The sequence below is a fragment of the Pseudoalteromonas shioyasakiensis genome (genome assembly GCA_013391845.1).
GTDB lineage: Bacteria > Pseudomonadota > Gammaproteobacteria > Enterobacterales > Alteromonadaceae > Pseudoalteromonas > Pseudoalteromonas apostichopi.
The window spans coordinates 1,688,719-1,714,338 of record CP058414.1 but is presented as its reverse complement, the minus strand read 5'-3'; the positions used below and the strand labels follow the sequence as shown (position 1 = coordinate 1,714,338).

Sequence of the window (25,620 nt, the reverse complement as noted above, 5' to 3'; positions counted from 1 at the left end):
AACTGATACTATATTCTTATACTAATTTGGTATGGCAAAGGAACTGAGTAAGTGCGCTCTAACACTCAACTACTGGTCATTATTCTGACTAGCTTATTACTGACAGCATGTGGTGGCGATAAAACAACAAAAGAAGTCGCAGCAGCTCCTGATCAGTCTGGTTTAATTATTTCTGTTGAAAATGGTTTATCGGCTGAATTTGCACAGGGCGATGTCACACTTAATGCAATAAGTAACACGGTTACAACAGACACCACATTTACTTACACTGAGACAAGCGCTTCAAGCACAGATATAGAGCAAGGTATTGTCTCGAGCATTCATACCTTTCGCCCCAATAACCTGATATTTGCTGAGCCATTAAGTTTAGCGATTAAGTTACCAAATGAACAAACCAACCTTGCCTTTAGCATAGTGCAGTTAGTCGATGAGCAATGGCAAACTCTCACTACTGAACAAAGCGATGATGGATTTGCAGTCAGTGCTATCACAGAATTTGGTAGCTTTGCTTTAATTTCTCGCACCATTCCTTCGGTTAGTAAAACCATTGGCGAGCAATGTAATGACACAGCCAGTAACCAAACTGTACGCTTTATTCATGTTGCTGATTTACACGCGCGCTTTGGCTTTAAAGAGCAATTATTCAGCCGTATTCGCAGTTACTACGACAATGCAAAACTTGAAAACCCTAACACCTTATTCACCAATGGCGGTGACGATTATGAAAAAGGCACTGTAGCTGAACAAACCTCACAAGGGTTAGCCACAGTCGAAGCAATAAAAGCTATGGCCTTTGACGTACGAGTGATTGGTAACCACGACTATGCGTGGGGACCTGAGCAACTGCTGGACTTTGCCGATGACGATAATGCCATCGTGCTTTCAAGTAATACCGAATATGATGGTAGCAGCGAAACGCCATTTGCCGGTGTCGATTTTTCAGTTGTCCAAGTTGGTTGTCTTCGAATTGGCTTTTTTGGTATGACTTCAGTGCCTTGGAATGAACTTGATGATCCTATCGAAGAGGAACCGATCCCTGATTTTATCGCTAATTTCAAAATGAATTGGCAGTGGCAAGAAGTGGCTGAGCAGATTGTTAACCAATACCGTCAAGATGTTGATTACATGGTCATGGTGAGTCACTTAGGTGAAGGCACTGACACCCGTATTGCACAAAATGTTGCAGGAATTGATTTAGTACTTGGTGGACATACCCATGGCGGTGAAAGCTATCAAACCTTAGATAACGGCAGCATTGTCATTCAGCCAAACTTTTTTGCTCAAGGGCTAACTGATCTTACCTTAACCTTTAACCTTGATGACAAAACGCTTGCAGATGTTGATTACAATACCGTAGCAACAACCAGCATTACGACCCGAGATGAAAGCACTAAAGCCGCCATTGATGAAATCATGGGTCGCTATGCCCCAGATGCAAATACCGAAATTGCCGTTTCAGAAAATTACCCCACTGCAGAAGAACTCACGACGATTACTGCCAAAGCTGCCATGCAGCAGTTCCCTGCTATTGATGCGGCCTTGCTTGATGCAAGCCAAGTACAAGATCGCTGGCTACCAGGAACGTTAACCCAAGAAGACTTCCATGCCGCGTTTAAGGTTGAACGCCAACCATCGAATACCCCGGGCTTTAATTCAATTTATCAAGTCGCGGTGACAGGCAGCCAATTAAAAAACATGCTCGAAAGCCGACCTGAATGGGTCTCTTTAGTGCCTGATAACATTAATGATGCAAGTAATTACCACGTAGCTCTATTTAAAGGCCCAGCGCTTAATAGCGAATTATTCTTTCCAGCTCTGCCAAACTTAGAAGCGCAATTGGTCGCTGAAAGTTGGTGGCTGCTTCATAATTACGCACGAGCACGCACCAGCCAATGTTTATATCTCGATACCGATAACACGCTTAATGCGTGTAAAACGGATGATGCAGTCACAGTATGGAATTTTAATAATCCTAAGCAAGGGTTTAGCAGTGACTTTGGCCCTGCAACACTCAGCTTTTATGACCCTGAAGACAAAAACTGGGGGCCAGAGAATAGCCAATTTGCGACCACCACTGAACTTGAAATTACTGATTTACCAAGTGGAGCCTCTGGCGTGTTGTCCTTTGCTCGTCATAGCCCAACACAAGGCTTAACCTTAACGGCTAATAGTGCTGCTAATGGTGATTATCAAACAGAAGGCCTTATCGCTGATTACACCTTAGTGATGGATATTATGTGGCCAGAACAAAGCACCAATGAGTGGCGCTCATTACTACAAACCGATATCACTAATAGTGATGACGCAGACCTTTACGTCAGCCGAGATAACGCCATCGGTATTGCCACCAGTGATAGCGGTTACTTTGGCGAGCTTACAGCAAACAGCTGGCACCGTATTGCTTTTGTGTTTTATGCTGCTCCAAACAATGGTGCACTAAAAATTTATCTTGATGGCGAGCTAATTGGTATTAAAGATGAAGGTGAAATCAATGAGCGCTGGGCAATAAACAATGCGGCCTTACTTTTAACCGATAATGACTACGAAACTAAGTCGGGTTACTTAAACGCCTTGTTATTTGCAGGTCGTGCGATGACTGATGCCGAGATTGCCAATATGGGTGCTGCCCAGCAACAACTTAATTTTACGCAATCAACCCGTACCTTAAATCAAGTAGTTGAGCGTCATTATCAAGCTGCACCACAAATTATGAATAACCCTTGGTTACAACAACGCAGCAAGTTTTTTAACAAAGCGCGCCAAACCGTAAACTAAACTATACAATCGCCTTAATAAAAAAGGCCGTTTCAGGCCTTTTTTATTGCCTGAAAAACGCTGAAATTTACTATTAAATACATATAGATAACCATAAAGATGGTTAACCTCTTTTAGTCAACCTAGTGGCTTACTCACTGCCTTTGTTAGGGCAATTGCTGAAATTAAAATCATTGTCCCATTTAATTTACAAAGAAGGCTTTAGCTAAATAGTGCTGGGATCTTCCCCTTATCGAATTTCTGGTTAATCATCCGCTCATTACAGAACAATAATTCTTTTTTAGCGCAGTGCTTATAATTGCGGGAGTAATGACAATGAGCGAAGTAAATAATCCATTAGGCCTAATGGGCATTGAATTCACTGAATACGCAACACCTGATGCAGATTACATGGACAAAGTGTTTACTGATTTTGGCTTTTCAAAGCTAAAAAAATTCAAAGGTAAAGACATTGTTTACTACAACCAACATGACATTCATTTCTTACTAAATAATGAGCGTGATGGTTTCTCTGCTGAATTTGCTAAAAGCCACGGTCCAGCAATCTGTTCTATGGGTTGGCGTGTAGAAAATGCGCAAAAAGCATTCGATGTTGCTGTTGAGCGCGGTGCAAAACCTGCGACAGACTCAACACACAAAGATTTACCTTACCCAGCTATCTACGGTATCGGCGACAGCTTAATCTATTTCATCGAGCAATTTGGTGACAAAGGTTCTATCTATGAGTCAGACTTCGAAGATTTAAGTGAGCAAAACATTGTTGAAGACAAAGGCTTCATCCGTATCGACCATTTAACTAATAACGTTTATAAAGGCACTATGGAAACATGGGCTAACTTCTACAAAGACGTATTTGGTTTTACTGAAGTACGTTACTTCGACATTAAAGGCCAAAAAACAGCGTTATTATCTTACGCACTTAAATCTCCATGCGGTACTTTCTCGATTCCAATCAACGAAGGCAAAGATAACAACAACAACCAAATCGATGAGTACTTAAATGAGTACAATGGTCCGGGTGTACAACATTTAGCATTCCTTACTAATGACCTAGTAAGCTCACTTGATAAGCTTGACCAATCAACGATTGCTACGCTTGATATCATCCCTGAGTACTACGATACAATTTTTGACCGTGTGCCTTGGGTTAAAGAAGACAAAGAGAAGATCCGTAAGCATCAAATTCTAGTAGATAGCCAAAGCGAAAATTGTTACCTACTACAAATCTTCTCGAAGAACCTATTTGGTCCAATCTTTATCGAGATGATCCAACGTGTAGATGACGGCGGTTTCGGTGAAGGTAACTTCCAAGCGCTTTTCGAATCAATCGAACGAGATCAAGAGCGTCGTGGTGTAATCTAAATCATCATTATGAATAAAAAGCAGCGTGTGGTTTGGCTATATTCACACGCTGCTTTTTGTCGTTTTAAATTCTGTTTTAAACTAACTGTTTAAATTGCGTTGATTGCCTCCATATAGATAACTAACACATCAGCGCGAACAAATAAGGAAAGAGTATGAGCCTAATTAACGAAACCCACGATATTAATCTAAAAAGCTGGGTTGCATCTGCTAACGAAGCGAACTGTGACTTCCCAATTCAAAACCTTCCTTTTGCAGAAGTACGTCGTAAAAATTCAGACGAAGCGTTCCGTGGCGCTGTAGCAATTGGTGATCAAGTTATCGATTTAGCGAAAGTAAACGACCTTGGTTTATTCTCAGGTGATGCACAAGTTGCCGTTAAAGCAGCGAGCCAAGCTACATTAAATGAATTTATGGGCCTTGGTCAGCAATATTGGTCAGCACTTCGTCTTGCGTTATCAAAAGCACTCCGTGAAGGTGCCAGTGAGCAAGCGCAATTAAGCGAAGCACTTATTGCTCAAGCAGATATCGAATTTGCGCTGCCTTGTCGCATTGGTGATTACACTGACTTCTATACCTCTATTTACCACGCAACAGCAGTAGGCAGCCTATTCCGCCCTGATAACCCACTTTTACCTAACTACAAATGGGTACCAATTGGTTATCATGGCCGTTCATCGTCAATTGATGTATCAGGTCAAACGTTCCACCGTCCTAACGGTCAAACTAAAGCACCAGATGCTGAAGTACCGTCATTCGGCCCTTGTAAACGCCTAGACTATGAACTTGAATTAGGTATTTACCTTGGTAAAGGTAATGAATTAGGCGATGCAATTGCCATTGAGAATGCTGAAAACCACGTATTTGGTTTCTGTGTATTCAATGACTGGTCTGCACGTGACTTACAAGCATGGGAATACCAACCACTTGGTCCGTTCCTTGCGAAAAACTTCGCATCGACTGTATCTCCTTGGATTGTTACTACAGAAGCACTGGCGCCATTTAGAACAAACTGGACACGTGATGAAAATGACCCGCAACCAATGGACTATTTAGAGTCTTCTCATAACCGTGAGTTTGGTGCATTCGATATCAAAATGGATGTACAAATCGAAACTGAAAAGATGCGTGCAGCTGGCGAAGCGCCAACACAAGTATCTAAATCTAGCTTCAAACACTCTTACTGGACTGTGGCGCAAATGGTGACTCACCACACTGTAAATGGCTGTAACTTCCAACCTGGCGACATGTTAGGTTCTGGCACTCAATCAGGCCCAGAGCACGAAGAAGCAGGTTCATTGTTAGAGCTATCACGCGGCGGTAAAGAAAAAATCACCCTTGCTAATGGCGAGCAACGTACTTTCTTAGAAGATGGCGACAACGTAATCATGCGTGGTTGGTGTGAAAAAGACGGTTTTGCACGCATTGGTTTTGGTTCAGTTGAGGGTACAGTGCTACCTGCCAAATGAAAATAACTCGCTATTTTCATTTACAAAACAAGTATTAAGGGCATTATTTGCCCTTTTTTATTTGCCATTTCTCTCTTGAGTTACAATTTTTTTCTGGCTTTTTTAAATCAGATTGCTATCTTAACTCGGTTATTAGTTAAATTTTGTACGCCATGTTAGTTAAACTTAAGTCTTTTTACCGCACGATTTTTCCAGCTAGACAGCTGTTGATCCGTCAAAATGGCGAAGTAAAGCACTTAGTGTTAGCGCCTTGGTTACAATTAACAACACTTCTGGTCATTTTAACAGCTATTGCTTGGTTAAGTATTTCAACGCTCCAGATCATGTCACAAGCCGACCAAATCATCAGCATCGAACAAAACCAACTCAGCAAACAACAACAGTGGCAAAAACAACGCTACCAGCAACAAGCTGCCTATGAAAAACAATTAGAGCAGTTGGCTATTCTTGAGCAAAAACAAGCGTTATTGCAAAGCATGATTGAGTCGCTACCAGAATCAATGAACAAACCTGCACTACCAACTAATGCAGAGCCATTGCTTTTACCTGTTAAGGAACACTCTGAGGAATTTCATGCTCCTTTAGAAGGTGAACAGCAGCCAAAACAAGTTAAACGCTTAGAAAGTATTCCTGAACGCTTAGTGCGCCTTGATGCCGCTTATAACAACAGCTTTGTGGTATTGGATGAGCAAATAAAACTTCGCCATCAAGAAATCGTTGCCATATTAGAGGGTGCAGGCCTTGATAGCAGCCTTGCCAATGCCTCGACGCTAGAAAGTTCAGATACAGCTCAAGGTGGTCCACTCGATTTATTTGATGAATCAAAAATACCGGCTGAATTTTTAGCGATTGCAGATAACTTATTAGCATTAAACAACCTAGAAAGTTTGCTGAGTGAATTGCCACAAACGCTCCCTGCTGCCGATTACTACATTTCAAGTAGTTTTGGCCTTCGTAAAGACCCATTGAATGGTCGTCGTGCATTTCATAAAGGGGTTGATTTAGCTGGTTGGCATAAAACCGAAATTTTTGCGCCCGCTAATGGTACGGTTCTTCGTGCTGGTCGTAATGGTGGTTATGGTAATTTTATCGAACTACAACACAAAAATGGTTTCATCACTCGCTTTGGCCACCTAAATAAAATTAAAGTAAAAAAAGGCCAAACGGTAACAAAAGATGATGTCATTGGCTTAATGGGAAGTACTGGCCGTAGCACCAGTACGCACTTACATTACGAAGTTTTAGTGAATGGCAAACATGTCAATCCAGTTAAAATAACAAAGGCCCTTTCTCGTGTTCGGTAGAAAAAAGCAACCAGCAGCTAGCTCGTCTGGCTCATCTTTAAAAAGAACCAACCATACTCCTTCAATTATTTCTGAAGACGTCCGTTTAACTGGTAGCCTTACTTGCCAAGGTGAAGTCCAACTTGATGGTCGGGTCGATGGTGATTTACATGTTAAACACCTAGTGATTGGTCATACTGGTGTGATTGAAGGCGTGATTGAGGCTGATAGTGTAACTGTCAAAGGTAAAATCTTCGGAACACTCATCGCCAATCAAGTGGTAATTGAAAGCACCGCAGAAGTCCATGGTGACGTATTTCATGACACCCTTAGCATTGAAGCGGGAGCAATCATTGAAGGCAGCTTAAAACATCGTCATGAAGAAGATAATGTGGCGCCTATTAAGCCTGAAGAACAAACCAGTTCATCATTACTCCCCGATGATGACAACGACTTGTCGTTTGTAAACAAACAAGCCGCTGATAAGTCTTAACGTTTTTTAGCAGTTACATACATTGTGATATCTGCTGTAAACACCAATTCATCGCGGCTGTTAAAAACCTTCACCGGTACTAACAAATCTTGCTTTTCTAACCACTCACTCGGTACTTCTATATCTGCAACTGCACGCATGTCTGTGTCAATTTTTGCTATATAATTCACTGTCATGCCTTTTGGGATCCAGCGGTGTGTTTTTGCCGGCACCGTCGCATCGACCATTAAACCTGCGCACAACTCAGCTATATTACACTGGGCAATAGCATGGATAGTACCAATGTGATTATGGATTGCTCGGCGGTTTTTAACGGTTGCACTGCAATGCCCTGCTGTTAAACCTGTGATCAATGGCTTTATTGAGCCGAAATAAGGAGCTTTAAAACAGACAGCTTTACTAAATAACCAATTACCTTTTGGCAGTGACTGACATTTAGTCCAAATTTTTAATAATGATGATTGTGAGCTCACGACGTTTATCCATTATTTTTATGATGTGAGATAAAAAACTAACACATCAGACCAGATAGCGAAATGGAAAATTTTTGTAAGCAGTTTTAAAGATTACACTTTTAGCTAAGTGAATGCTTTTCTTTTCCTTTAGGGGCACATAAAATACCGTTTTAAAGGAGAGCGAATGCAGTCACGCCAGCACAAAAACCTCAGTTTATTATTTATCCTCGGCCTTCTGGTTGTTTTTTGCCCATTAGGTATTGATATTTATCTTCCAGCATTTCCTACTATCGCTGAACAATTGAATGCGTCAGAAAAGCAACTTCAGCAAACCGTGGCTATTTTTTTGCTTACAGTCGGTCTTGGGCAGCTTATTGCGGGACCACTTGCAGATAAATTTGGCCGTAAACCTGTTGCGATTAGCGGTGTTACGATTTATGGGCTAGCTGCATTCTGGGCATATTTGGCGCCAGACTTTACCACCTTAATGATAGCAAGAGCATTACAAGGCTTAGGAGCATGCGCAACTTTTGTCGTCGCTTTTGCAATAGTTAGAGACAAATTTGGTAGTGAGCGTAGCGGACAAATCATTACTTACTTAAATGGCATTGTCTGCTTTATTCCTGCCCTTGCGCCTATTCTTGGTGCTTGGTTAACCGTACAATTTGGTTGGCGCATGAACTTTTTATTCATGGTCAGTTTTGCACTTGTTGGCCTATTTATAGTTTTGTTTCTCTATAAAGAAACCCGCCCTAAAGACAGTGTTTACAGTGGTCATATTCTCGACTTAAGGCGCTTTATACCTATTATCTCCACACCACTCTTTCTATTTCATAGCTTAATTTGTTTAGTGACTATGTCCGCTATTTTAGTCTTTGTAACCCTTGCTCCGGGTTGGATAATCACAGAGCTTGGTGGCAGTGTCACCGACTTTACTTTTTGGTTTACCTGTAATGCCGCCCTGAGCATTTTTGCAAGCTTCGTCATGCCCATATATATAAAGCGCCAGCCCAAACGAGCCTTAAAAGCAGGACTTATGTTGTTAGTATTGTCTGGCTGCATAATGCTGGCTTTTAGTCAGCAAAATTCAGTTTTAGCTTTAATGTTTCCTATGTTCTTGGCAGCTTTTGGTTATGCCTTAACACTTGGCTCATCGGCAGGTCGTGCATTGAGTATGTTTCCTAAACAAGCAGGCACAGCTTCTGCACTTATCGGCTTGATGCAAATGAGTGGCGCAAGTTTATTAGTGTTTATAACGCAATTTTTAAATTTAACGACACCTGTATTAATTGGCGTACATTTTTTGATGCTCACTCCTTTTACTTACTTATTACTTAAACATAAGCGCTTGTCATAAAAAAGTTTTACCATACTTTTAGCTAATATGGGTAAATGAGAATCGTTATACTTCATTTGCCCATTTAGCCATCCTTTTATATCTCACAGTTATAAAAATCACCTTTCTAGAATAATTTGTTCCGTTTTTGCGGATTATTTTTCTTGTACCCAACCACATATTAAACTATTGTTTACCCACGTTAACAATTGGTTAACTAAATGACATGTTTGGGATACGAATTATGAAAAAGAATAAATTAGCATTAGCACTGATCATCAGTGGACTATGTGCAGCAGGAACTGCAAACGCAGCAAATGACCGTTACATCATCCAAGTAGACAACAATAAAAAAGGCGTAGTTAAAGCACTCGCTAAAAAGCTCGGTGGTGATATTAAAGTTGATGGTAATGGCTTCATTGCAGCGCAATTCTCAGGTCATGACCTAGCGAGCGTGAAAGGCTTATTAAACAACCCTCACATAAAACTGATTGAAGAAGACCAAAAACGTGTGCCAATGGCGCTTTATAACGATGACGCGGGTAATGCTATGCAGCAGCAGCTGACCCCTTACGCAGTTTACCAATCACAAGCAGACCAAGTTACTTTTGATGCAAATGCTGGCATGAAAGTGTGTGTAATTGACTCAGGTCTAGATGCTTCGAATCCTGATTTCATTTGGGGTAATATTACTGGTGACAACGACAGTGGTACTGGTAACTGGTTCGATAATGGTGGTCCTCATGGTACTCACGTCGCCGGAACAATTGGCGCAGCAGATAATAATGTAGGTGTGGTTGGTATGGCTCCTGGCGTTGCAATGCACATCATCAAAGTATTTAATGCTGAAGGCTGGGGTTACTCTTCAGATTTAGCACACGCAGCGGACTTATGCTCTCAAGCAGGTGCAAATATTATTAGCATGAGCCTAGGTGGCGGTGGTTCAAATAGCACCGAGTCTAACGCGTTTGCTAACTTCACAAGTGCAGGCGGCTTAGTCGTTGCTGCGGCAGGTAATGATGGTAATAACGTACGTTCATACCCTGCAGGCTATCCATCAGTAATGATGGTAGGTGCAAATGATGCGAACAACCAAATTGCAGATTTCTCGCAGTTCCCTAGCTGTACGTCTGGTCGTGGTAAACGCGCTACTACAGATGAAACTATCTGTGTTGAAGTAACAGCAGGTGGTGTTGATACTCTTTCTACTTACCCTGCAGGTATGGCCACTTCGGCTAGCTTAGCAGCAGATGGTGCGGGCTTTGCAACTTCATCAATGGAGAACTCAGGAAATGCATCAGGCACGGCTTATTACATGGGTACTGCTGAAAGTGTAGATTCTGGCGCAGCTGGCAAAATCTGTATGATTGACCGCGGTAATATCTCGTTCTATGACAAAGTGAATAACTGTGAAAACTCAGGTGGTATCGGCGCTGTTATCATTAATAACGAAGCAGGCATGTTATACGCTACATTAGGCGATACTAACGATACAACAATTCCTGCTGTAGGTGCAGCACTTGAAGACCGTTCAGCACTTCTTTCAAGTACAACAATTGATATCGCAATTGGTACCAGTGATTATGGTTTCATGAGCGGTACATCAATGGCGACGCCTGCTGTATCTGGTATTGCAGCACTAGTTTGGTCAAACCATCCTGAGTGTACTGGGACAGAAATTCGTGATGCCTTAAAAGCGACAGCACAAGACCAAGGCGCTTCTGGTCACGATGTTTACTTCGGTCACGGTATTGTTAAAGCCGCTGATGCAGATGCATACCTAATGGCAAATGGCTGTGCAGGTGGCAATAATGGCGGCGGCACAACTCCTGGTAGCGATGATATTAGCCTTTCTACGTCAGGTTATAAATCAAAAGGCACTGCGTATGTTGATTTAAGCTGGAATGGCGCAGCAACAAGCACAGTTGATGTATACCGTAATGGTAGCAAGGTAGGCTCAGTGGCAAACACTAACAGCTATACTGACACTATCACATCGAAAGGCGGTGGTACTTACACTTACCAAGTATGTGAAGCACAAAGCACAACTGTTTGTTCAAACAATAGCTCAGTGACCTTCTAATACTTTCCCCAACCCAAATCAGCGGGCATTGATTGCCCGCTTTTTCTTTTTCTAAAAGCTTGTTAAGATCAAATACCTAGCTTTTTAACTTTGTGCCAATGATCAATCCAGAATCGTTACTGTCGTTTTTAGGCGCCAGTTTTTTAATTGCCGTAGCTCCCGGCCCTTCTAATGCATTTTTAATGGCGCAAACCTTTGCAAATGGCCGTAAAGCCGGAATGCAAAGTGCCTTTGGTTTTGCCTTAGGTGGTGTGGTGCATACTATTTTGGCAGTAGTAGGTTTAACGGCAATTTTAAAAGCATCCACGGTAGCATATACCACAGTTCAGTATTTAGGCGCGGCCTACCTTTGCTACCTAGGTATAATGACCTTAAAGGATACCTTCACAGGGCCTGAGCCAGACTGCAGCGAAAAGCCTCATGTTAGCACCAGTAAAAAACAAAATGTGATGTTTCAAGCCATGATGACCGAGGTACTCAATCCGAAAGTTGCCTTATTCTTTATTGCTTTTATTCCTCAGTTCGTCGATCCGAGCTTGTCTTCAACGACATTTCAACTCGCTTTCTTTGGATTACTCTACCCGCTTTTTGCTTTTCCAATCGACTGCACGTATATTTATTTCGGCGATAAGATAGCCAGTTATTTTCGTGAACATCCACAAGCCCAAATTTGGATTGATCGGATCACGGGACTAGTTTTTATTACGTTAGCAATTAACCTATTGATATAAGAGCACTTATGGAACAAAAACAACAAGCTTTACCCGCCAAAAAGAATATTGCCCTCGTAGCCCATGATGGCAAAAAAGCTGCCCTTCAGGCATGGTGTGAAAAGCACCTGGATATTTTAAGTAAGCACACGCTATATGGTACAGGCACAACGGGTCATTTAATCGAGCGCACAACAGGGCTTGAAGTGATAAAGCTATTAAGTGGTCCTATGGGTGGCGATCAACAATTAGGTGCTAAAATTGCTGAACATGAGGTGCATGTGTTAGTTTTTTTCTGGGATCCACTTGCATCGCAGCCCCACGACCCTGATGTAAAAGCATTACTTCGTTTAGCTGCTGTTTGGAATATTCCTGTTGCCTGTAATGAAGTTAGTGCCGATATGCTATTAAGCTCCCCTATGATGGAGACAGAGCTTTGCCGCACGTTGCCAGATTACGAAAAATACCTCGCAACGCGCCAAGTGACTCTTTAATTATTAAAGTTGTATACCTAAAATTATTAAAGTTGTATACCTAAGTGGGGCGATTAGCTATAAAGCTTGTGCGCCCACTTAGTTAAACCTGCAGTAACACTACCAAAGTGATCCCCGTTCAGCATATTAATATCACCTAAATGTGATTTTAACGCAGCCTTGATCAGCGGTGATTGCGCACTACCACCCGTTAAGTAAATTACATCCGGTGTTATGCCTGCCTCTTGAATCGCTTGTTTAGCTAAGCTCACTATCTGGCTTATTGAGTCATCAACAGCTAAAGCTAAGTCTTTTAGCGTTAAGCATTGCATTAAATCTGAATCTAAGAAACGCAAGTCTGTGGTAAATTCGTTCGCTGACGAGAGTGCAATTTTTGCCGCTTCGCCTTGCTGCACTAATTGATGACCCTGCTTATTTTGCTGCAATTGAATTAAGCGTTTAAAAAGCGCAGGCTCTTTAACTTCACGAACTTGAGTCAATAACTCACGATGATGGGCATCGCTATAAAACTGGCTTTGCAGGTTTACATCATTGATTTTACACGCTTGCCAAAACGGTTGGTTCGGCAGCGGAAGACCCGATTTAAACTCAGTACCTAAACCTAATAATGGCATTAAACCATGAAAGCTCAGGGCAATATCTAAATCATTTCCACCCACACGCTTGCCACTGTGGGCTAAGAAATCATTATCACGACACTGCTTTTCACGGAAGCTCGGCCCCATTTGTACGAATGAACAATCACTAGTACCCCCGCCAATATCTACAACCAATACTTTTTGGTCTTGCTGTAATGAAGTTTCATAATCAATCCCTGCCGCTAGCGGCTCATATAAAAACGACACCTCTTTAAAGCCTGCGCGCTTTGCTGCTCGTTCTAAAATTCCCAGTGCTTGCTGATTAGATTCTTCACCACCAACTGATTGAAAGTTTACCGGTCGTCCGATTACCGTTTCTGTTAATGACTCTTGCAGTGACTGCTCTGCACGCTGCTTAATTTTTAAGATCATCGCCGTAGCAATGTCTTCAAAGAAGTTTATTTGACCTTGCTTTAAGCCCACAGCACCAAAGAATGATTTAGGTGATTTTACAAAGTAACCTTCTTCAGGAAATTGCACATACTCGCTAATTGCTTCACGACCGATGAATAAGGTCTCATCACCAGCTTGAATATCTAAATCTGATTTAATGCGAGGAATGGTATTTAAAAGCGCATTGCGCTCAGTTTTAAAGTCATGCTCAAATGGGCTACCAGTGAGGTGCTTTGCCACAAAATCGACAACTAAAGCACTGTGATGAGTATAAAGTGTTGAGGGTAAATACTGCTTACCTTGTTCAAGCGGCACTAATGACACTTGTTGCTCGTTATCCATTACACCGATTGCACAATTTGAGCTACCGTAATCAAAGCCTGCAAACATTCTAGCACCTATACATCAATAAAAAGGCCGCGAAATTTACCATAGTCGCAGCCATTTTTGAATGACGCTAAGGTGTTTCATGTAAAAAGCTTGCAAATCGTGGCAAACCATTTTTAGTAAAACCATGATATTTGTAGGTAATAGTACTACCTATAGCTGGCGGTGACTTTCTTTGCTGATCAGAAAACCCCGAGCCAATTTTAAATTCAGTACCATCACTGTTGCGCACCTTGAGTGCGCCAAGCATATTTTTATACTTACCTTTTCCTGCAACATAACCGATTACAACCGCTTCAGCGTCAAAATAGGGTTTTAACTTTAACAATGCATCACTGCGTCCCGCACTATGCTTAGCAGCCGCTAGATGCAGCATCACGCCCTCAGCACCTTGCGCTATTAGCTCATCCATAAACAAACTAAGTTGCTTGTTATCGTTAAAGTGCGTTTGCTCCACTGCTTTAATATGTTCACTTTGCAGCTGATTTACTAACCGCGAGTAGTCCTCAAAGCGCTGACTAAATGGTTTTGTCGCATCAGGCATATCAAATATCATATAGCTTACTGTTTGCCATTCAGTATCAATAGGAATGGCTTTTCGAACGATACCGCTCAAAGTGGCAAAATCTTGGCGCTTAGTCCAAAGTTCTCCATCAAGCCAAACCCTAGGAAGTGGCTCAGTAAACCAGTCAGGGGCATAAATTGGGTTACCGTTTCGGGTTACTAATTGACTACCAGTCCAGATGGCCCGAACGCCATCATATTTTTCACTAACTAAATACTCGCTTACATTGACCTTGTCAGCTTCATAGACGTTTGCTAAAAGTACTGAAGGGGCTTGTTGAGCTTCGACCGAGAGGCTTAATAATAAAGTGATTGCGCACATCAGCGCACGAGTGATCATAACCATCATTGCTTCCTTGCAAATTTGTAAGTTTTAAGTAGCTTTCACGACTTAATAAATGCTGCTTAGTAATAGCCGTTTAATTATAGGTTAGTTTGTAGCCATTTGAAAAATTCGCCCAAATCAGCAAACACCCCCGCCGCTTTACTAAAGTCATGTTCTAAAGTGAAATGATTTGGCACCGCATACACAGCAACAGCGGCATTACTTGCGGCGGTGACACCGGTAAAGGTATCTTCGACTGCAACGGCTTCATTAGCGGTTATATTTAACGTATCAAGTGCCAATTGGTATGGGTCGCCAGATGGTTTAGGATTGTTAACATCATCTTTGGTAACCACACAATCAAACCAATCAAAAATGCCATAGCCTTTTAAAATAGGATAGGCTTCATCTTTTGCACTGCCTGTTACTAATGCCATTTTTAAACCACTGGCTTTTACTTGCTCAAGCACTGCTTTTGCATGAGGCATATAGGCGGGTAAATTAGTACTAACAAAGCGCCCAAATGCAGCATATTTATCATCGGTTAGCTGCTGTGGAGTGATACTAAGCCCATAATTTTCAACAACTTCCTTTGCAGCTTCAAGAGTTGGTCTACCAGAAAAGCGCTGACAAAACGTGGCCTCATCATACTGCACGCCAAAAGGGGCTAGTAAATCATTCCAAATATTAAAATGCACACTTTCAGAGTCGACAAGTGTGCCATCCATATCAAACAATACTGCTTTTAAAGTCATCCTCATTCCTTTTACAGTCTAAAAAATAAAAGGTGCCATGTGGCACCTTCGATAAATATAATTTGTTACTCAGTTAAACCCGCAGGTGGCTCAGCAAACGCTTCTTCGCCTGTTTCTACATCAACCAGCTCGTAACCGCGTTGTTTTCTTACCACTTTTAATACTGGCTTAGAAAACGCTGTTTTTAAACGATCAGCGTCTGCTTCAAGTTCTTCGACTGTATTACCAAATGGCGCTGCACCGGTTTCTGACCAGTTAGTCACTTTGCCATTTAAGTTATATTCAACTTCATGTATTTGATATTGTGCCGCTTCATCTTTTGTTGCTTCACAAAAAATTACACGGTAGTTCCAAAATCCAGCCATACTTCTTCTCTTTCTCAAAATTTAATGCTGCCACTTTAGCAGTTACAAACACGATTATAAACGAAAAAACCCGCTATACAGCGGGTTTTGATAGGACTTATTCTTTCAGCTTAGAAGAAGCTTACTTTGAACTCAGCACCGATGTAACGCTCTTCGTTCACCATTGCTGTGTTGTTATTAAAATCGATAGCGCCGATTGATTGTTGCTCGTCGAACATGTTACGAACGAATGCTGATACTTCATATTCGTTGTCGCCTTCAGCCCAAGCGTAACCGGCACGTAAACCAACTTCAGTTAATGGCTTACCTTCAAATTCAACTGACTCGTATAAGAAGTAATTGATTTCGCTACGGTAAGACACGTCAGCGTATGTGAAAAATTCACCGTCAGCTACTTCGCGGCTATAACGTAATGTTAGGTTAGAGATCCACTCAGGTGCGTGCGGTAAACTATTACCATCAAGAATAGCTTGACCTGCGCTGTTTAAAGAATTTGTAACAGTACACTGAGCACATACGTCAACGGCTAAGTCTTTATCGTCAAGCTCAGTATTGTTGTAGCTTAAGTTAAATGTTGCGTTTAGGTTGTCAGTTAATACCCACTCAGTGTCTAACTCAAAACCGTAACCAGTTGTCTTATCAGCATTAACTAAACGGTTGAAGTTTGCACCACCACCTACAGCTGTTAATTGTTGGTCATCCATTGTGTAATAGAACACAGTGGCATTTACACGACCTTGGCCGTCAAGAACGTCTGATTTGATACCTGTCTCGAAAGACGTCACAGTTTCAGACTCAGCAACAGTTACTTCATCACCGAATAAGATACGACCCTGAATACTTGGTGCACGGAAGCTGTTCGCAACACGTGCGTACCAGTTTACGTCGTCGTTGATCTTATAGTTAGCAGATAGATCCCAGCTAACGTGATCGTCACTTGGGTTTTCTGTAAGGAAAAGCGCACCGCCACCAGCAGGGCTTAAAGTACGGTTCGCAGAGAATTCTTTCTCGTCATCTGAGTAACGAAGACCCGCAGTGATTTTTAGATCATCAGTGATTGTGTAATCTAATGAGCCGAATACCGCCCATGCTTTGGTATCTTGTTGCTGGATAACATAGCCGTTTAACTCACCTGGCGTTGAACCATAAGTGTCGTAGCTGAAGTTTTCGATCGTTAGCGCTTCATCAAAGTAGAATACACCTACTTGGAAATTTACGTCGCCAGCATAGTTGCTAGATAAACGAAGTTCTTGCGTGTACTGGTCTTGATCTGGAATACCGTCAGCACTTTCAGAATAGAATGGAATAAAACCAGGACCCATATCTGGTAAGTAGCTAGCACCGTAACCGCCGTCGATATCAGCGCGAGAATAGATTTCAGCACTTTCCCATGCAGAGATTGACGTAAGTGTTAAATCGTTGATATCCCACTCAAGCTTTAAGCTTGCACCTTGAGATTCAACTTGCTGAGTCGCACGAGAAGCAGCATCGTGGTAAACCACGTCGTGCTCAAAATTATCTACTAAATCGTTAGTACCAGCTTTGATAGCATTACCACGGAATGCGATTGGCGTACCATCCATATCACGTACATGGTAATTGAAAAGACCAGTGAAGTCGTCGCCTTCATATAAGAATTGAACACGTGCCGCTTTCTCAGTGTAACCACCTAATACGTCATCTTGTTCAAAACCTGGTGCACGATTATCAATATAATCATCTTTTTCTTGCCAAAGAACAGAAACACGTGTTGATAAACGATCTGTTAAGCCACCGCCAACAGCACCTTCAAAATCAACTGCGCCACGGCTACCGTAAGATACTGAGCCATAGCCTTCAAATTCTTGTGATGGTTTAACTGTATCAAATTTAACAAGACCAGCCGGTGTATTACGGCCGAATAAAGTACCTTGTGGGCCACGAAGAACTTCTACGCGTGCTACGTCAAATACAGGGAAACCTTTTAAGATAGCGTTCTCTTGAACTACTTCATCTACCACTAAAGAAACAGGTTGTGAAGCATTTAGGTCAAAGTCAGTATTACCTAGACCACGAACATAAAAGCGTGGGAATGAACGACCAAACGAAGATTCAATTGATAAGCTTGGGATCTTCGCGTTCATGAAACGAATATCCATACCAGCTGAGCTGTATGCATCTAAGCTGTCACCTTGTAAAGCGGATACAGCTACAGGTACTTCCTGTGCGTTTTCTACACGTTTACGAGCGGTGATTTGAATAACTTCTAATTGGTTGTTTTTTGCTGCTGAGGCTTCGTCTGCAGCAAGAGTTGAAAATGAAGTACCTGCTACGGCAGAGAACAACGTTGCATTGATAAGTGTTGCTAACGTAGATCTTTTCATTGCTTTCATGTCGGGTTTTAACCTTTTTTATGCACTCTTATTCAACGGTGATGATGTTGCGTCAATTCATTTGACGGGCTCGGCCAATTTTTCGCGCCTTGTAATAAGCTGCGCGGACCTCTTAATCGAGAGTGCAAAACGAAGTAAAGAGGCTGAACGAACGCTGATGATTATAACACTTTATGACACTTTTACTGCATTAAAAATTATAAATATACAATTATTTTACAACAATTAGCGGCAACATCGCCGCATTTAGAAGATTTTATGCAATTATTTTTAACCAAAGCGGACATATGTCCTGTCCATCTAATTACGACAATGTGTAGACATCACACGCAAATGAGAGCCACTTTCATTTACCCCTTTTTTAGCAACTAATCAGTTACACGTGCGAATTCTGGATTAGCTAATTCGCACTCATGCTCATTTAATAAGCCTAAAATTGCTAAGTTTAATTCTTCTATTACTTCCATATAAAATGCAAAGTCGACAGTCTCTACGTAGCTTAGTACATCCACTTGTAAAGCCCAAGGCGAGAAAGCTTTGAAACGAACCCTGCAAGGCTCAAAGGCGATATGTTTATGTTGTTCTAAAAGCTCTCTTACCGCTTGCATAAACGAGATTAGATTTTGTTGCTTGGTATTCGCACTGAGCATCAATTTCGGCCTATAAGAAATACGCTCTCTTTCAGAAACATTCTCAAGCTGCATATCAACGAACTTTGCATTCGCCACATATATTACAGAGCGGTCAAGAGTGCGAATTCGAGTTGCTCTCAGTCCTATTTCTTCAATTGTGCCTAGCTGGCTACCAAATTTACATAAACTGCCAATTTTAACTGGTGCTGAAATATAAAGTGTGATGGCCGCTATAATATTTTCCACCGTTTTTTGCGCAGCCAGCGCGATGGCTAAACCACCGATCCCTAAACCAGCTAATAGCGTTGTGGCATTGAATCCTAAGTTTTCAAACCACATAAATAGCAAAATAATTACTATTGAGGTTTTTACAACGTTACTAATTGGGCGAAGTAAAAAAACCACTTGGGGCCTATCTTGCTTAATGAAGCGCTGACCAAGTCTATGCTTCACTATGTCAACTGTACGAAGGCATATCCAACCCCATGCAATCAAAAGTACTGTTGCACCATGAAATAAAGCGAGTACAGCAATCGTTACATTCGACTGATCACTCAAAGAACGCGACATTAATACAGCCAGCAATAAGCAAACTGGCCCATTGATGAACGCTATCACATCTTTTTCGACTGGCACTTTTAAATGGGCAAGTATAAAAGTAATAATACGCGTCAAGATGATTGCTATTGCAAGGAAAAGCAAAAAACTAAAAACAAAATATACCCATTGCCAAAGTAGCACACCTAAAAACTCAACATCTGGCAAGTTTTTATATAACCACTCGCCGACATGGCTATAGCCATACTCTTTCGTCAATAAGGGAATTTGGCTTACCGTCGCATTCGATATTTTCCAGATGCGATTGCCACTTTCTGGGTCTGGAATCAACTGTAATAAGATTTGCACAGTACCTTGTGAGGTTGAGATTTCCCCCACTAAATCACGATAACTTGGCACACTTTCTTTTTGTTTTCCTTCGGGTTTATTACTTAAGTTATCAATGTCGATCCAGAGTGTACGATCAAGTACTACAGATAAGTTCTCAGCTAGTTGAAGCTGCCCTATAATAGACACATCCTTAGGTAAATTTCGAAAATCAAGATACTGAGCAGCCCGTTCAAAGTCACGAGCTCTGGCCGCTATCAAGTAACCCTGCATTGAACTTCTTGGTGTCATACGACCAAATGTGTCGAAAGGTAAATCATCCTCTAAAGCCGTTTCTTTTTCTTCGCTGGCTGCAGGAGAACTGACTTCAGGCTCTTGCTTAGCTGCTTTTTGTTCACTTTGCTCTTCCTTGTTGTCTTTATCTATTAAGGACTTAACGGTAACTTCAGGTGTGGTTGTTGCCCATAATGGCGCATTGAACAACAGTAAAAAGCACACTAATAACTTACTAAATTGTAATGAAAACTTTGTATTACAACGGCTCACACTTTGTTCCTTGTCTTATAAACATTAAATCGCTGAAATAATCAGCTAATTAAATTAGAGCACGGTTTGTGTAACTGTACAAAAAATAATTAAAAATCTTTGCAAGTAAGCGCTGAGATGTTAGTTATATAGAGACTAAAGCAAAGGAAAACGATAATGCAGATTTCAAGTTCACTAATCCCCCATTGGTCATCATTAATGATCCACGGTGTCATCGCTATCATTTTTGGTATTTGTGGTTGGTTTGCCCCAGAAGCCTCATTAGCGATTTTGATGTTTATTTTCGCCGCTTACTTTTTTGTCGATGGTGCCATTAGAACTTGGTTAGCTATTGCTTCAAAAAATGAAAACCCACTTTGGTGGATGCTATTAGTTGGTGGTCTAATTTCAATTGCAGCTGCACTTGTGACCCTGTTTGCTCCCAACGTAACGGCTATCTTAATGCTGTACTTTATTGCCGCATGGGCTATTGCTATTGGTGTGATTGAGATTGTTATTGCCAGTAAACTACGCAAAGAAATCACTAATGAGTGGCTGTTAATTGGCAGCGGTATTATTTCGATTATCTTTGGTGGATATCTGATATTTAACCCTGGCGCGGGCATAATCACCCTGCTTTGGCTCGTTGCCAGCTACGCCATCGTGTTTGGCATAATGATGGTACTATTAGCACTTAAGCTGAAAAAAATGCAACACTCTCAAATATAAAACAAAAAAGGAGCTGTTTAGCTCCTTTTTTATATCAATCAAATCAGGACTGATTAATCAGCGCTGTTTTCTTCTTGATTGTGTAACTCTAAACTCGCAGACATCGCATTTTCACGCGTTGATTTCGCTGAATCATTACGTAAACGGTCAATGTGGTTCAGGTAGTCTTGGTCGATATCACCAGTGATATATTGACCATCAAATACTGATGTTTCAAAACGGGTGATTTCTGGATTTTCTTGGCTTACTGCCGAGATTAAGTCATCTAGCGATTGATAGATAAGACCATCTGCACCAATGCTTGCGTTAATATCTTCAACTTCACGGCCATGAGCAATTAGCTCAGCTGCCGATGGCATGTCGATACCATAAACGTTCGGGAAACGAATCTCTGGCGCAGCTGAAGCGAAGTAAACGTTCTTCGCACCTGACTCACGAGCCATCTCAACGATTTGTGCTGACGTTGTACCACGCACAATTGAATCATCAACAAGCAATACGTTTTTACCCTTGAACTCGCGGTCAATGGCATTCAGTTTTTGACGTACTGACTTCTTACGCATTTCTTGGCCTGGCATGATGAACGTACGACCAATGTAGCGATTTTTAACGAAACCTTGGCGGTATGGCAGGTTAAGAGCAGAGGCAATCTCAAGCGCTACATCACATGATGTTTCAGGGATAGGAATGACAACGTCGATGTCTTTATCAGCCCATTCACGTGCAATTTTTTCACCTAACTTAGTTCCCATGTTTACACGTGTTGCATAAACAGACATACGGTCAATCGTTGAATCTGGGCGCGCAAAGTAAACGAATTCAAAGATACACGGTGCGTAAGTTGCTTTTTCAGCACACGATTGTGAGAACAGCTGACCATCTTCAGTTACGTAAATTGCTTCACCTGGTGCAACATCACGAACAAACTCAAAGCCGTCGGTTTTTAAAGCAACGCTTTCTGATGCAAACATGTACTCAGTACCGTTTGCTGTTTCGCGCTTACCAAAAACCAGTGGGCGAATGCCGTTAGGGTCACGAAATGCAACAATACCATGACCAATGATCATCGCAATCGTTGCATAGCCACCTGTTACTTTATTATTAACTTCAGTTACCGCAGTGAAGATATCTTCCGCATCAAGTTTCAGCTTGTTTGATTTACTTAACTCATGCGCCATGATGTTAAGTAAAATTTCAGAGTCAGACGTTGTATTAACATGACGGCGAGCTTCTGAAAATAGTTGCTGCTTTAATGCTTCTGCGTTTGTTAAGTTACCATTGTGCGCAAGTGCGATACCAAATGGCGAGTTAACATAGAAAGGTTGCGCTTCTGACGAGCTAGAAGAACCAGCTGTCGGGTAGCGAACATGGCCAATACCAATTGTACCTTGCAGACGTTTCATATGACGGGTATGAAATACGTCTTTTACTAGGCCATTGGCTTTACGTAAGCTAAACGTGTTGTTTTCAATGGTAATGATGCCAGCTGCATCTTGACCGCGGTGTTGCAAAACAGTTAAGCCGTCATATAACGCCTGATTAACAGGAGAAGTTCCGACTATGCCAACGATACCACACATTAAATTTATCCTCGCCGATTAACGGTTTACAGAATTTAAAAAGCTCGAGTTGTTTTCGAGGTACGAGAAGAACCACTCAACAACAAAGCCAAATTCTGGAATCAAAATAGAGTTGCCCCACCAATGCGTATTAGGTGCACCGGTAAAAGCATCAAGAAAGAAGAGTAACGCGCTTACGACCAACACGCCACGAAGAGCACCAAACACTATGCCGAACACACGGTCTGTGCCAGATAAACCAGTACGTTGTACAAGTTCACCTAAAATATAGTTTAGTAACCCACCCAACAGGAGTGTCGCAAAGAATAATATGGCTATTGCGGCTGCATTTCTTAAAAGGGGTTCTGAAATACTTGTTAGGAAGGATGCTAAATATTGGTAAAACAAGCTAGAGATGATAAATGCGCCAGCCCATACAGCTAATGACATTGCTTCTTTTACAAAGCCACGTATTAAGCCGATGATAGTGGATAGTGCAATAATACCAAGTACGGCGTAATCAACCCAGATCATAAGAACCAACTAGTCGTTAATTTGGGGCGCATTCTATACCCAAACCACCTGTGGATGCAAGAATTCAGCATGAGATAAAACGCATTTAGGCAAGGCATTGATTGTAGGGAATGGTGTCCCCTTGTCAAAATCAATAACGCAGAATAAATGCGTTTTAGCCATGCCCTTCGGGCGCTTCACAGGGCTTCCACTACTGCGTTGTAGCAATTTGAAAGGTACCTACATTCCTGCATCGCCACGCCTTGTATTGAAAACCCTGTGATAGCGCTGAATCATGGATCCACAGGTGGTTTGGGTATTTGAACCACCTGTGGATCCAAGAATTCAGCATGAGATAAAACGCATTTAGGCAAGGCATTGATTGTAGGGAATGGTGTCCCCTTGTCAAAATCAATAACGCAGAATAAATGCGTTTTAGCCATGCCCTTCGGGCGCTTCACAGGGCTTCCACTACTGCGTTGTAGCAAGGTACCTACTACTTGAATGCCAAGCCCTGAGTTTTAATCCCTGTAATAGTGCTGAAACTTGGATCCACAGGTAGTTTGGGTATCCTTTGCCAGATCATTTTGTAATTTCAAACTGAGTAACTTTGCCATTTAACTTGGTTAACTGCTTTAACTCAGTAAGCTTACTCTCTAACTCTTTCTTGCTAAGTGAAGGGCCTACAAAGACTTTTGTAAGTGTGCCGTTCGGGGTTTTGACTGGCCGAGTGAAGGTTTTGAAACCATTCGCTTTTAATTTTTCCTGTAGAGATTTCACATTAGGTGCGTGGGAAAAACTCCCCAGCTGAATGACATAAGCCATTTGTGTGAGGTTCTCTTCTGGCTTACGAGTTGGCTCTGGGGTTTTAGCGATTGGCTTTGCTGGTTCTTGCACTACAACTTTTGGCTCAGCTTTGGTAATGACAGGCTCATCTGTTGAGGCTTCAACCATTTTCGGCGCATCATCAATTTGCTGGGTTTCATTAGTAACAAGTTCAGTATCGTTTGCTTGAATATCTTCAACCGAAATTTGCGAAGGTTGCTCCGCTGAAGATACTTTATTATCAATCGCCTCTTGCAAGTCAATGGTAGTGAACTCAGGACGTTCAGGAATTGCTTTAAAGCCTTCTTTATAATGAACCTTTTCACCATCCAAAATGTTTGGGATGAAGACAATAGCCGCCACAACCACAATCGTGGTTCCTACTAAGCGATTAATAAACCCTGCGTTCACCGATTTCCTCTCTATTTTTTAAAGTAATTGATGGCTGCAGCCACAGTTATAAATGAACCAAACACAATCACTAACGTGTTTTCATCGACATTTGGTAATAACGTATCTAGCGCAGTTTCAACACTCGCATAGTGCGTGCTTGGCGCTGTTGATGCGGTTTCGGCTAATGCTTTAGCAAGATTCTCAACCTTGTCTCCACGGAAACAATCTAAGCTTGCTAACGACCACTGATCAACAACATTCGCCATGGCCGACATAGCAGCCACCTTATCTTTATCTGCAAGCATAGCGACTAATGCATGAATTTTAAACCCTTGATCTTTATACACGCTTAATTTGCGTGCCAAATATCGAGCAGATTCAGGATTATGCGCAACATCGGTAAAAATAAGCGGTTGCTCACTTAACTGCTGAAAGCGACCTTCGACAATAAGGTTAGCTAAGCAGTCACGCACTTGTTGCTCGCTTGGCAGTAGGTCAAGTTTTGCTAGTAAGGTCAACGCGGTTGCTGCATTTTGACAAGGGATCGCAGGCTTAGCTAAGCGCCAGTCTTTATCTTGGTACTGCCATTTAAAGCCTTCACTGTCTTCTGTGAATATGAAGTCACGACCTGATAGCACCATATCAGCGTTAATTTCGTTGCCATAATCAGTTACTGTGTGTGGAATGGCTAAATCGCCAACAATAGCAGGCGTATTGGTACGGAAAATGCCAGCTTTATCGTAACCAACAAGTTCACGGGTATCACCTAGATATTCTTTATGGTCTAAATCTATGGTGGTGATCACACAAGCATGTGGTTTAACGATATTAGTGGCATCGTAACGACCACCAAGGCCGACTTCTAACAGTACATAATCAACGGCGTGACGTTTAAAAATAGCCAGTGCACCTAAGGTACCGTACTCAAAATAAGTTAGTTGCGTGTCAGCACGGCCTTTTTCTAGCATATCAAAAGCATCAACATGGAATTGATCATCAAGCTCTTGGCCATTAATACGTACGCGCTCGTTGTAACGAATAAGATGCGGCGAAGCATAAGTACCCACACTAAAACCCTGTGCAAGTAATAAGCTTTCTAGGCAACGGGCAGTGGTCCCTTTACCGTTAGTGCCTGCAATAAGGATTATTTTGCTTGATGTATCAAGTAAACCGACTTGGTTTGCCACGCGTTCTACGCGCTCTAAACCCATTTCGATATTGGCAGGATGGACATTTTCTAAATAACAAAGCCAATCATCAAGGCTTGATGATTGGCTAGGAAGGATTTCTGTCATAGCGT

General features: G+C 41.8%; 21 protein-coding genes. 10 read left to right on the top strand and 11 right to left on the bottom strand.

From position 1 onward, the window contains the following. The first annotated feature begins 51 nt into the window (after positions 1-51). The 5 genes from HYD28_07860 (at position 52) to HYD28_07840 (ending at position 7,382) form a co-directional block, all read left to right on the top strand. Positions 52-2,775: a metallophosphoesterase gene (locus HYD28_07860; protein QLE08897.1), complete on the top strand. Its 2,724-nt coding sequence runs from the start codon at positions 52-54 to the stop codon at positions 2,773-2,775. 315 nt (positions 2,776-3,090) lie between these two features. Next, positions 3,091-4,137, top strand: a complete 1,047-nt coding sequence (gene hppD / locus HYD28_07855; GenBank protein QLE08896.1) for a 4-hydroxyphenylpyruvate dioxygenase — start codon at positions 3,091-3,093, stop codon at positions 4,135-4,137. A gap of 155 nt (positions 4,138-4,292) precedes the next feature. Next, on the top strand, positions 4,293-5,606 hold the full coding sequence (fahA, locus tag HYD28_07850) for a fumarylacetoacetase (GenBank protein ID QLE08895.1): 1,314 nt from the start codon (positions 4,293-4,295) through the stop codon (positions 5,604-5,606). 152 nt (positions 5,607-5,758) lie between these two features. Beyond that, positions 5,759-6,910, top strand: a complete 1,152-nt coding sequence (locus HYD28_07845; GenBank protein ID QLE08894.1) for a M23 family metallopeptidase — start codon at positions 5,759-5,761, stop codon at positions 6,908-6,910. Further along, the gene (locus HYD28_07840; GenBank protein QLE08893.1) at positions 6,900-7,382 is read left to right on the top strand and encodes a polymer-forming cytoskeletal protein; all 483 of its coding nucleotides are present in this window, start codon (positions 6,900-6,902) and stop codon (positions 7,380-7,382) included. Before HYD28_07845 ends, HYD28_07840 begins: the two co-directional genes overlap by 11 nt. On the opposite strand, the gene HYD28_07835 is transcribed toward HYD28_07840, so the two are convergent. Next, positions 7,379-7,855, bottom strand: a complete 477-nt coding sequence (locus HYD28_07835; protein ID QLE08892.1) for a DUF4442 domain-containing protein — start codon at positions 7,853-7,855, stop codon at positions 7,379-7,381. The two genes, HYD28_07840 and HYD28_07835, sit on opposite strands and share 4 nt — an antisense overlap. Before the next feature lie 166 nt (positions 7,856-8,021). Here HYD28_07835 and HYD28_07830 point away from each other — a divergent pair, with 166 nt between their 5' ends. The 4 genes from HYD28_07830 (at position 8,022) to HYD28_07815 (ending at position 12,460) form a co-directional block, all read left to right on the top strand. Continuing rightward, positions 8,022-9,194: a multidrug effflux MFS transporter gene (locus tag HYD28_07830; protein ID QLE08891.1), complete on the top strand. Its 1,173-nt coding sequence runs from the start codon at positions 8,022-8,024 to the stop codon at positions 9,192-9,194. Positions 9,195-9,417: 223 nt separating this feature from the next. Continuing rightward, positions 9,418-11,256: a S8 family serine peptidase gene (locus HYD28_07825; GenBank protein ID QLE08890.1), complete on the top strand. Its 1,839-nt coding sequence runs from the start codon at positions 9,418-9,420 to the stop codon at positions 11,254-11,256. Between the two features lie 98 nt (positions 11,257-11,354). Continuing rightward, positions 11,355-11,987 carry a LysE family translocator gene (locus HYD28_07820; GenBank protein ID QLE08889.1) on the top strand — a complete coding sequence of 211 codons (633 nt, stop codon included), beginning with the start codon at positions 11,355-11,357 and terminating at the stop codon, positions 11,985-11,987. An 8-nt stretch (positions 11,988-11,995) separates the two neighbouring features. Then, positions 11,996-12,460, top strand: a complete 465-nt coding sequence (locus HYD28_07815; protein QLE08888.1) for a methylglyoxal synthase — start codon at positions 11,996-11,998, stop codon at positions 12,458-12,460. Between the two features lie 53 nt (positions 12,461-12,513). Here the strand turns inward: HYD28_07815 and yegD are convergent, their stop codons facing one another. The 6 genes from yegD to HYD28_07785 form a co-directional block, all read right to left on the bottom strand. Next, positions 12,514-13,881 carry a molecular chaperone gene (gene yegD / locus HYD28_07810; GenBank protein ID QLE08887.1) on the bottom strand — a complete coding sequence of 456 codons (1,368 nt, stop codon included), beginning with the start codon at positions 13,879-13,881 and terminating at the stop codon, positions 12,514-12,516. A gap of 67 nt (positions 13,882-13,948) precedes the next feature. Then, on the bottom strand, positions 13,949-14,788 hold the full coding sequence (locus HYD28_07805; protein QLE10512.1) for a DNA ligase: 840 nt from the start codon (positions 14,786-14,788) through the stop codon (positions 13,949-13,951). A 77-nt stretch (positions 14,789-14,865) separates the two neighbouring features. After that, positions 14,866-15,522, bottom strand: a complete 657-nt coding sequence (locus HYD28_07800) for an HAD family phosphatase (GenBank protein QLE08886.1) — start codon at positions 15,520-15,522, stop codon at positions 14,866-14,868. Positions 15,523-15,587: 65 nt separating this feature from the next. Beyond that, positions 15,588-15,887 carry a hypothetical protein gene (locus HYD28_07795; protein QLE08885.1) on the bottom strand — a complete coding sequence of 100 codons (300 nt, stop codon included), beginning with the start codon at positions 15,885-15,887 and terminating at the stop codon, positions 15,588-15,590. Positions 15,888-15,997: 110 nt separating this feature from the next. Next, entirely contained in the window at positions 15,998-18,259 is a 2,262-nt protein-coding gene (locus tag HYD28_07790) for a TonB-dependent receptor (GenBank protein ID QLE08884.1), read from the bottom strand. A gap of 368 nt (positions 18,260-18,627) precedes the next feature. Then, the gene (locus HYD28_07785; GenBank protein ID QLE10511.1) at positions 18,628-20,274 is read right to left on the bottom strand and encodes a mechanosensitive ion channel; all 1,647 of its coding nucleotides are present in this window, start codon (positions 20,272-20,274) and stop codon (positions 18,628-18,630) included. A gap of 204 nt (positions 20,275-20,478) precedes the next feature. Between HYD28_07785 and HYD28_07780 the strand changes: the two genes are divergently transcribed. Continuing rightward, positions 20,479-21,030 carry a DUF308 domain-containing protein gene (locus HYD28_07780; protein QLE08883.1) on the top strand — a complete coding sequence of 184 codons (552 nt, stop codon included), beginning with the start codon at positions 20,479-20,481 and terminating at the stop codon, positions 21,028-21,030. 53 nt (positions 21,031-21,083) lie between these two features. Here the strand turns inward: HYD28_07780 and purF are convergent, their stop codons facing one another. The 4 genes from purF to folC form a co-directional block, all read right to left on the bottom strand. Further along, positions 21,084-22,610: an amidophosphoribosyltransferase gene (purF, locus tag HYD28_07775; protein QLE08882.1), complete on the bottom strand. Its 1,527-nt coding sequence runs from the start codon at positions 22,608-22,610 to the stop codon at positions 21,084-21,086. An 18-nt stretch (positions 22,611-22,628) separates the two neighbouring features. Further along, positions 22,629-23,123, bottom strand: a complete 495-nt coding sequence (locus HYD28_07770; protein ID QLE08881.1) for a CvpA family protein — start codon at positions 23,121-23,123, stop codon at positions 22,629-22,631. A 561-nt stretch (positions 23,124-23,684) separates the two neighbouring features. Then, complete coding sequence (locus HYD28_07765; protein QLE08880.1) at positions 23,685-24,338, bottom strand: SPOR domain-containing protein; 654 nt, start codon at positions 24,336-24,338, stop codon at positions 23,685-23,687. 11 nt (positions 24,339-24,349) lie between these two features. Further along, a complete protein-coding gene (gene folC / locus HYD28_07760) occupies positions 24,350-25,615 on the bottom strand; it encodes a bifunctional tetrahydrofolate synthase/dihydrofolate synthase (GenBank protein QLE08879.1) in 1,266 nt (421 codons plus the stop codon). Between the last annotated feature and the right edge of the window lie 5 nt (positions 25,616-25,620).

Coding starts and splice junctions, on each gene's coding strand:
- hppD (QLE08896.1), top strand. CDS start 3,091: ATGAGCGAAGTAAATAATCCATTAGGCCTAATGGGCATTGAATTCACT.
- fahA (QLE08895.1), top strand. CDS start 4,293: ATGAGCCTAATTAACGAAACCCACGATATTAATCTAAAAAGCTGGGTT.
- HYD28_07845 (QLE08894.1), top strand. CDS start 5,759: ATGTTAGTTAAACTTAAGTCTTTTTACCGCACGATTTTTCCAGCTAGA.
- HYD28_07830 (QLE08891.1), top strand. CDS start 8,022: ATGCAGTCACGCCAGCACAAAAACCTCAGTTTATTATTTATCCTCGGC.
- HYD28_07825 (QLE08890.1), top strand. CDS start 9,418: ATGAAAAAGAATAAATTAGCATTAGCACTGATCATCAGTGGACTATGT.
- HYD28_07820 (QLE08889.1), top strand. CDS start 11,355: ATGATCAATCCAGAATCGTTACTGTCGTTTTTAGGCGCCAGTTTTTTA.
- HYD28_07815 (QLE08888.1), top strand. CDS start 11,996: ATGGAACAAAAACAACAAGCTTTACCCGCCAAAAAGAATATTGCCCTC.
- yegD (QLE08887.1), bottom strand. CDS start 13,881: ATGTTTGCAGGCTTTGATTACGGTAGCTCAAATTGTGCAATCGGTGTA.
- HYD28_07805 (QLE10512.1), bottom strand. CDS start 14,788: ATGGTTATGATCACTCGTGCGCTGATGTGCGCAATCACTTTATTATTA.
- HYD28_07800 (QLE08886.1), bottom strand. CDS start 15,522: ATGACTTTAAAAGCAGTATTGTTTGATATGGATGGCACACTTGTCGAC.
- HYD28_07795 (QLE08885.1), bottom strand. CDS start 15,887: ATGGCTGGATTTTGGAACTACCGTGTAATTTTTTGTGAAGCAACAAAA.
- HYD28_07790 (QLE08884.1), bottom strand. CDS start 18,259: ATGAAAGCAATGAAAAGATCTACGTTAGCAACACTTATCAATGCAACG.
- HYD28_07780 (QLE08883.1), top strand. CDS start 20,479: ATGCAGATTTCAAGTTCACTAATCCCCCATTGGTCATCATTAATGATC.
- purF (QLE08882.1), bottom strand. CDS start 22,610: ATGTGTGGTATCGTTGGCATAGTCGGAACTTCTCCTGTTAATCAGGCG.
- HYD28_07770 (QLE08881.1), bottom strand. CDS start 23,123: ATGATCTGGGTTGATTACGCCGTACTTGGTATTATTGCACTATCCACT.
- folC (QLE08879.1), bottom strand. CDS start 25,615: ATGACAGAAATCCTTCCTAGCCAATCATCAAGCCTTGATGATTGGCTT.